This window comes from Streptomyces sp. CNQ085 (genome assembly GCF_022614595.1).
In the GTDB taxonomy this organism is placed as follows: domain Bacteria; phylum Actinomycetota; class Actinomycetes; order Streptomycetales; family Streptomycetaceae; genus Streptomyces.
Genome location: NZ_JAJFAU010000224.1, coordinates 1 through 5,185, shown reverse-complemented (window position 1 = coordinate 5,185; position 5,185 = coordinate 1). Strand labels below are relative to the sequence as shown.

Annotated in this window: 4 protein-coding genes; all 4 read right to left on the bottom strand. The window is 76.1% G+C overall.

Features of this window, described 5'->3' with window-relative positions; translation table 11 throughout:
* Positions 1-150: 150 nt before the first annotated feature.
* Positions 151-513: a DUF6479 family protein gene (locus tag LJ221_RS23230; RefSeq protein WP_241718667.1), complete on the bottom strand. Its 363-nt coding sequence runs from the start codon at positions 511-513 to the stop codon at positions 151-153.
* 28 nt (positions 514-541) lie between these two features.
* Complete coding sequence (locus LJ221_RS23225; RefSeq protein ID WP_241718666.1) at positions 542-1,612, bottom strand: nucleoside triphosphate pyrophosphohydrolase; 1,071 nt, start codon at positions 1,610-1,612, stop codon at positions 542-544.
* Positions 1,613-1,640: 28 nt separating this feature from the next.
* The gene (locus LJ221_RS23220) at positions 1,641-3,911 is read right to left on the bottom strand and encodes a polysaccharide pyruvyl transferase family protein (protein ID WP_241718665.1); all 2,271 of its coding nucleotides are present in this window, start codon (positions 3,909-3,911) and stop codon (positions 1,641-1,643) included.
* On the bottom strand, positions 3,908-5,185 hold a 1,278-nt coding region (locus LJ221_RS23215), incomplete at its 5' end, for a hypothetical protein (RefSeq protein WP_241718664.1). The genes LJ221_RS23220 and LJ221_RS23215, both read right to left, overlap by 4 nt.

The following is a 5,185-nucleotide window of genomic DNA, read 5'->3' as shown; positions in this document are numbered from 1 at the left end:
CGCCGCGTTCCAGGGCCGTCACGAGGGTCGACATGGGGGCGGTCTGGCGGCCCCGGCGGCGCCCTTCAATGGTCCGGCCCGACCGGAAACGGCCGGGCCTGGCCGGGAACGGCCCGGCGCGACCAGGCACGGCCCGGTGCGACCGGAGGATCAGGTGTGGCCCGGGCCTCCGGAGCCGAAACCGCCGCTGCTGCCAGGACTCCAGGTGGGGCGCTTGTCGGGGTCGACGGGGTGGGTGTCCTCGTGTTCCTGGAGTTCGTACGGGAGCCGGCGCCTGCCGTCGCGGGGCAGTTCCTCGTCGTCGCGGACACCGTCCTCGTAGACGATCGGCTCGTCCGGGCAGTCGGTCGGGGTGGAGATCCCCTCGTCGCCTCGGTTGAGGATGCGCAGTCCGTACACCACGGCCAGGACCAGCAGGCCCGCCACCACGATTCCCGCGATGAAGGGGCCGATGCCGATCGTCAGGTCGGAAGCGGCCAGTGGGAGGTGATCCGCCGCGTAGATGCCGTTCATGACGTTCGGGTACCCCTGTGCGGCCCGGTCACTCGGCCCGGGGCGGCTCCTGCCGGTCTCCGGCCCCCGGGGCCGCGGCGCCCGCACCGGGCGCGCTCTCGGCCACCCGTATGGCGTCCCGGTAGGTGCGGGCCGCCGCCCGCAGGGCCGTCTCGGGGTCGGTGCCCCGGGCCTCGGCGCGGGCGGCCAGGGCCAGCAGCTCGTAGCCGACGCCCTCGCCCGCCGGGAGGACGTCGATGCCGGCGGCGCGGGCCCGGCCGGCCAGCTTGGCGGCCAGGGCGAGGGCGGGCTGGCCCAGCGGGATGCCCTCGGTGACCGACTCGCGCCGCTTCTCGATCGCCTTGGTGCGCAGCCAGTGGGCCTTGACCTCCTCCGGTGTCCCGGCGGTCTCGTCACCGAAGACGTGGGGATGGCGGTGGACCAGCTTCTCCACGATCGTGGCCGCCACGTCGTCGACGGAGAACGGCTCGTCGGGGTCGTCCTGGGCGATGCGGGCGTGGAAGACCACCTGGAGCAGCACATCGCCCAGCTCCTCGCGCAGGGCCTCACGGTCGCCCTCCTCGATGGCCTCGACCAGCTCGTACATCTCCTCGACGCCGTACTTGACCAGGTCCTCGCCGGTGCGGGTGCCGCTCCAGGGACACTCGGCGCGGATGCGGTCCATGACCTGCACCAGGTCCAGCAGGCGGGCGCCGGGCAGGTCGTAGGAGCCGGGCAGCAGTTCCAGTTCGGGCATCGCCTCGCGGCCGGAGCCGGCCAGGCGGGCCAGCCCGTCGGTCAGCTCCGGTTCGCCCTCGGCGCCGGCGAGGACCACCACCGTCCGGCCGCCGCCCGCCGCGGGGACACCGTCGCCGCCGTCCGCGCCCGTGCAGGCGTCCACCAGTTCGCGGGCGGTGGGCCGGGCGGTCTCCACCCCGACGCCCGCCTCCCTCACGTACGGCAGCTGCGGGTGGCCGGGGTCCGGGCACAGGACGCGGTCGGCCGCGCACAGCGCCTGCCAGGCGGGCCAGGACAGCAGTCCGGGCGCGACGCGGTGGCTGGTGGTGAGCAGGACGATGCGCCCGGTGGCGGGGGCGGGTGCGGCGTTGGAGGGGTTCACGCCCCGAACGTAACCGATCGGCGCCGGTTCATCCCGCGGGGACCGGCGCACCGGGGTCCGCGGAGCGGGCGGCCTCCACGGGGACGCCCAGGCACCGCTCCAGCTCGGCGAGGTTGGCGCGGGTGGTCTCCCACAACGACCGCTGGCGCCCCAGGACGTCGGCCACCGCCGCGTCGTGGTCGTCCAGCAGCGCCGCGGCCCGCTCGGCCAGCTTCGCGCCCAGCTCCCGGTCGTGCACGGACAGCCCCCACTCCGGGCGGCCGATGTCGGCCAGGAAGTACGCCAGCTTGGGGTGCGAGATCAGGCTGAGGACCGGCGTGCCGCAGCCGAAGGGGATCATCCCGGCGTGCCCGCGCATCCCGATGACCAGGCGGGTACGGCGGAAGCGCTCGTAGATCGCGGCGTTGGGCAGGTCGTAGAGCGGCTCGACCGGCAGCGCGATGCCGTGCTCCCGGCGCAGGTCGTGGACGAACCGTTCGTCGGCGGGCGTGTGGGGCGCGTACCGCACCTCCGCGCGCTTGCCCAGCTCGCGCACCGCGGCGGCCATCCCGGTCAGGAAGTGGCCGTAGTCGTGGCCGAAACGCAGGCCCGCGCGGTCGTACGCGCAGTTGATCAGCACGGTGTCGTCGCGCCGCACGGGATCGGTCCAGTCGGGCGAGAGCCTGCGCAGCACGGTGGTCGGGCACGGCTGGTAGCGCACCTTCTCGCGCAGGGAGGGGGGCAGCAGCGCCCGGACGCGCTCGACCGAGCCGTGGTTGCGCAGGCCGAAGAACGCCGCCTTCTCCACCAGGGCCCGCAGGCTCTCGGTGAACCGGGTGCGGCGGTACGCCTGGCCGTCGAAGACGTTGTAGCCGACGGCGAGGACCGCCAGCGGCACGGTGATCCGCTCCAGCATCTCGTCGGAGACGTTCCACTGCCAGGCACTGTTGCCGTTGGGCCAGGTGTCGGGGAGGAAGAGCCCGCCGCCGCCGACGACCAGGGCGCGGCGGGCGTTCACGCGTTCCAGCGTCACCTCGTCGAAGAGGCGGTGGACCGGCACCGGCAGCCAGCGGCGCGGCCCGGTGTCGGCGCCGAAGCACAGCCGTACGGCCTCGGGGAGCACCTTGTCGCCCGCGTTCTCCTGGCCGGAGGCGAACAGGGCCACATGCGCGAGCTGCCCGTCTCCGGGGACGTCGGGGGCGGGCTCACCGGGCAGCAGGGCCAGGGCGCGGCAGGTGCGGTTGACGGGCTCGGCGTCGAGCCCGTCACGGGCGTACGCGCGGGCGGCGTCGTCGTCGCCGCGCAGCCACGCCAGCCGCGCGAGCCGGCTGAACGCCTTCGGCGCGACCTCGGGGGAGGCGGTGGCCAGCAGCAGATGGGTCTCGGCCTCGGCATGGCGGGACTCGGCCATCAGCGCGCTGCCCAGCGTCTCGTGGAAGCGCGGCTGGTCGGCCCTGGGGGTGACCGACAGCAGCACCTCGACGGCCTCGCGGTAGCGGCCCTCCTCGGTGTGGACGAGGGCGAGGGCGCGGGCCAGGTCCACGGTGGCGCCCCGCTCCAGCAGAGGGCGGGCGAGATGGGTGAGGAGATCGGGGTGCTTGGGGCCGGGGAGGGAGCAGTAGGCGGCGCGGAAGTCGTCGTCGGTCTGCTCGTAGCGGGCGCGGGCGCGTATCGCGGGGGTGTACTCCTCCCCGTGTCCGGTGCCGCCGAACCGCAGGATCACCGTGTCCTCGGGGACGGGCAGGCCGCCGTGCAGGCGCCGGGCGGGGAAGTCGTGGCGGGCGTCGAGGGGCACGACGCATCCGGGCACGCCGCCGCCGGACAGCAGGGCGCGGGTGGAGTCGGCGAGCCGTTCCCGCTGGAGGACCAGCAGGCCCTCCTCCGCCTGCACGCGGGGTTCACCGGAGGGCATGGGGAGCTGCAAGACCGCGCCCACGCCGTGGCGCAGCCGCAGGAGGGAGCCGATGTCGCCCAGCACCACCATGTCCGGTCCCAGCACGATCACGGTGTCGTACTCGTGCGCCCGCAGCGCCTCCCACCGCCCGTGCCGCGTCCGGCGGGCGGTGATCCGGGGGTGCAGGCGCCGGGCGGCGTCCAGGGCGGAGCCGGGCAGCCCGGGGTGGAGGAGGAGGAAGTCCTCGCAGACGCGGGGGTTGGTCAGCGCCAGGCTGCGCAGCAGGGTCAGCAGGCCGGGGAGGGTGTCCTCGTCGGCGTGGCAGGCGAAGGCGATGCGGCGCCTGCCGGTCAGGGTGGCGGGATCGGCGGCGGCCGTGTCGGCGGCGGTACCGGCGGCGGGCGGGGACACGGGAGAAGCGGTCATCGCAGGGAGATCCTCGTCGGGGTGCTGTCCTCGGCCCGGGCCTCGACCCAGGCGCGTTCGGCGGGGTGCAGCCGGCCGGGGCCCGGCGGGTCGAAGCCGATCAGGTCGACGACCGGGCAGACCTCCAGGAAGTCCAGCAGCCGCAGCACCGTGAAGGCGGTGGTCGGGCCGGGGTCCGTGGCGCTCTCGCCGATCAGCGCCGGGTCGGTCACCGGGTGGCGGAGCGAGGCGTCGCCGACGCGGCGCTGCGCGCCGGGGACCAGCCGCCGTACCGCGCGCAGCCACTCGTCGGCGGGATCGCCGAACACCATCCGTATGCCGACCCGGTGATCCAGGCGCGCGGTGGTGCGATGGGAGAGTGCGTGGATGTCGGTGCGCTCCCCCATCCCGGGGGCGTCCAGGGGGAAGGCGTCGCAGCGGACGACGAGGTCGTAGGCGTCCACCTCCGCGTCCGGCACATGGCCGGCGAGCCGCGGGGTGTTCGCCACCAGGCACACCGTCCGGCCCGCCACGGCGTTGCGCAGGTCGCCGACCGCGAGCGGCTCCCCGTCGCCTCCGCCCTCGCCCTTGCCGCCGCCGCCGAGGAGCGGGGCGGGCATCCGGTCCCGCCCGTCCAGGCGGCAGTACGCGGCGTACAGCGCGGCCAGATCCCGTACGGCGGGGTCGGCCGCGCCGCGCTCGCGCAGGCGGTGGTCCGTGTAGGCGGTGAAGGCGGCGCGGACCTCGGCCGCGGGCAGACCGCCACCGGCCGCCCCGGCGAGGGCGCGGGCCTCGGGGCAGTCGTCGGCGGGGAACAGCCGCAGGGCGTCGGCCAGGCACTTCCGCCGCTCGGTGAGCGAGGCCAGCCGGGCCGCGGCGGCACGGGCGCCCGGACCCGGTTCGGACAGGGCCATGTGGCGCTCGTACGCCCCGGCGGCCTCGGCGCCGCGACCGATCCCCTCCAGGGCGCGGGCGCGCAGCAGCCAGGCGGCCCTGGAGTTGCGGCGGACGGTCAGGGCGGTGTCGGCCAGGAGGAGGGCGAGCGGGAGGTCGCGGGCGTCCGCCGCCGTGCGGCCGGAGGCGTGTCCGGCCCTCTCCCCGGCCGGGTACCCCGCCGCGTCGAGCGCCGCGTCACCGGCGCGCAGCAGGGTGTCGAAGGCCTCCCTGTCCACGTCCGGGCCGGAGGGGCGTCCGGCCGCCCCGGTGCGGGCGGTGTGCGCGGCGATCAGGGCGCCCAGCGCGGCGATCAGGCGGGTGCGCTCCCGGCCGGGCCGTCCGCCGGACCCGGCGGACGG